This window comes from Bacillus cereus group sp. MYBK101-2 (assembly GCF_051918845.1).
Lineage (GTDB): Bacteria > Bacillota > Bacilli > Bacillales > Bacillaceae_G > Bacillus_A > Bacillus_A paranthracis.
This window is the reverse complement of record NZ_JBQAIE010000041.1, coordinates 1-2,547: the sequence shown is the minus strand read 5'-3', so window position 1 is coordinate 2,547 and position 2,547 is coordinate 1. Positions and strand designations below refer to the sequence as shown.

Sequence of the window (2,547 nt, the reverse complement as noted above, 5' to 3'; positions counted from 1 at the left end):
TTCATCCTGAGCCAGGATCAAACTCTCCAATAAAGTTAGTTTGTCTAGCATCATAAAATAAAAATTGACGTTTCACGTTGTTTGTTTCGTTCAGTTTTCAAAGAACTACTTATTCGCTCATTTGCGACTTCCTTATGTTAACATTTTCATCTTTCAATGTCAACTAAGTTTTTCATTTCGTTTTTCGCTTTCGACGTTATTGTCATCGGCGACTTGTTCTATATTACACCTCTAAGTATTAATCGTCAATACGTTTTTTTAAAAAACTTCATTTTTTAAAACCCTATTTACATACCTCTTCTATTAGAATATATAAGCAACCCATATAATACTCTATGGGTTGCTTTCCATCATAAAAACTATTGTTCTTTTGAAGGTACCGAACAGCTTTCATCTGTACAAGACATATCGCTTCCACCTTCTGAAGAAAGCTCTTGTAACTTAGGTACAGGATTCTCTTCTTCCCACACTTTCTGAAGTGCACCAACAAAAGTTTCAAGTGGTTGTGCACCTGAAATAGCATACTTTTGATTAATAATAAAATAAGGTACTCCTGAAATTTGATATTGCTGAGCAATCGCTTCATCAACTCTAACATCATTTGCATATGCGCTTTTATCATTAATAACCTGTAAAGCTTCTTGTTTGTCTAAACCTGAAGCTTCAGCTATAGTAGCGAGCGTATCCACATCACTTAAATTTCTTGATTCAGTGAAATATGCAAAAAGTAGATTTTCCGTAATCTCTTTTTCTTTCCCTTGATCCTTTGCAAATTTCGCAAGACGATGCGCATCAAAAGTGTTCGTCGGCTTCATCTCATCAAAATTAAAACTTAAACCCATACTAGCTGCATGATTACCTAGCTGCACGTTATTACGTTTCGCTTCTTCAATACTAATCCCATACTTTGATGCAAGTACTTCATTAATACTTGTTCCAGAATAGATTGGAGCATTTTGGTCTAATTCAAAACTTTTAAACTCAACTTCAACATCCTTCTTATGAGGAAATTGCTCTAAAGCTACTTCTAATCTACGTTTCCCAATGTAGCAAAACGGGCATACAAAATCTGACCATACTTCAATTTTCATAGAAACACCTCATTAACATGTAGTTTTCAATCATTGTAGCACTGGCACTAAGGAATTCAAAAATTTATGCTTCCAGCCTTATATACTACAACCTAAAATAAATCTATAAATAGAAAAACGATAATCAAAAGTATTACCTTCTGATTATCGCATATATAAATCTAATTATGCTTGAATATATCTTTCCACGAACCTCCATACGGTATTCCAATACGTATTTGAATCTATCTTCTCAGCTTCTCCATGTCCAGCACCTGGAACAATTAATTTCTCTTTTTCTACTTTTGCAGCATTATATACTTCATCTAACATTTCAAAAGGAACGAATGTATCCGCATCCCCATGAATGAATAGCATCGGTGTTTTACTTTTTGCAACTTGTTTAATAGCTGAAGCTTCTTCTAAATCATATCCAGCTCTTAATTTTGTAACTGTATTTGCCGCATTCATAACAGGAAACTTCGGCAAGTGGAATAGATCTTTTAATTGATACGTAAATTCATCAACAACAGTTGAGTACCCACAATCTTCAATAATAACTTTAACGTTAGAAGGTAAATCCTCACCCGAAGTCATCATTACAGTTGCACCACCCATTGAAACACCAAAGAGCCCTATTTCAGCATTAGGATCTTTCTTTACAATTTGTTGAATCCAAATCAAAATGTCTTTACGATCATGCCAGCCCATACCAACATAATCCCCTTCACTATTCCCGTGCCCACGAAGATCTGGTGCTATAACGTTATACCCTTGTTCATAAAAGTTCCGGATATATTTCGTCATTTTCGATGCCCTACTATCATATCCATGAACTACAATTGCCCATTTATGACTAGATTGTTCATTCATATATTCATAACCCGTTAATTTCAAGTTATCGAAAGAATTTATGTGTAGTGTATTAGGTTTATGATTTGATACAAAGTTCGCATCCTTTTCTTCATTTGTAGCCAACACATCTCCTGATGCATTCACTGTTTCTACTAAGTGAGGGTTATCCTCTAAAAACTCTTTCTCTTGTTTCGCATTCAACGCATAATTATAAAAATAATTCCCAACTAACATATAAGTAATCGCTAGAAGGACTAAAACTACTATAGTAATTACACCTATCTTTTTCATATTATCTCCTTTTTCAAAATTAAGTCTTCTTATATTCAAATACTCAAAAAACAACTGCACTATTTTAACACACCGACAGATTACTTCTACAAAAAATAAAATAGAAAATCTTATACTACATATCAAAAATAATGAAAGAAAATAAATATAAGAGGATTAAAAAATAAGGATTAGGAGTTAGAAACATAAAAAAGACGAGTCATTCTGACTCGTCTTAAGCTTGCTTGGCGACGTCCTACTCTCACAGGGACAAGGTCCCAACTACCATCGGCGCTAGAGAGCTTAACTTCCGTGTTCGGTATGGGAACGGGTGTGACCTCTCTGCCATCAT

Annotated in this window: 2 protein-coding genes and 1 rRNA gene; all 3 read right to left on the bottom strand. The window is 34.3% G+C overall.

Going from position 1 to position 2,547, the window contains the following annotated elements:
* Positions 1-359: 359 nt before the first annotated feature.
* A complete protein-coding gene (locus tag ACTFSI_RS27935) occupies positions 360-1,091 on the bottom strand; it encodes a DsbA family oxidoreductase (RefSeq protein WP_138322544.1) in 732 nt (243 codons plus the stop codon).
* Positions 1,092-1,256: 165 nt separating this feature from the next.
* Positions 1,257-2,216 carry an alpha/beta hydrolase gene (locus tag ACTFSI_RS27930; RefSeq protein WP_000719801.1) on the bottom strand — a complete coding sequence of 320 codons (960 nt, stop codon included), beginning with the start codon at positions 2,214-2,216 and terminating at the stop codon, positions 1,257-1,259.
* Positions 2,217-2,438: 222 nt separating this feature from the next.
* Positions 2,439-2,547 (bottom strand): 5S ribosomal RNA (gene rrf, locus ACTFSI_RS27925); the annotation flags it as partial.

Coding starts and splice junctions, on each gene's coding strand:
- ACTFSI_RS27930 (WP_000719801.1), bottom strand. CDS start 2,216: ATGAAAAAGATAGGTGTAATTACTATAGTAGTTTTAGTCCTTCTAGCG.
- ACTFSI_RS27935 (WP_138322544.1), bottom strand. CDS start 1,091: ATGAAAATTGAAGTATGGTCAGATTTTGTATGCCCGTTTTGCTACATT.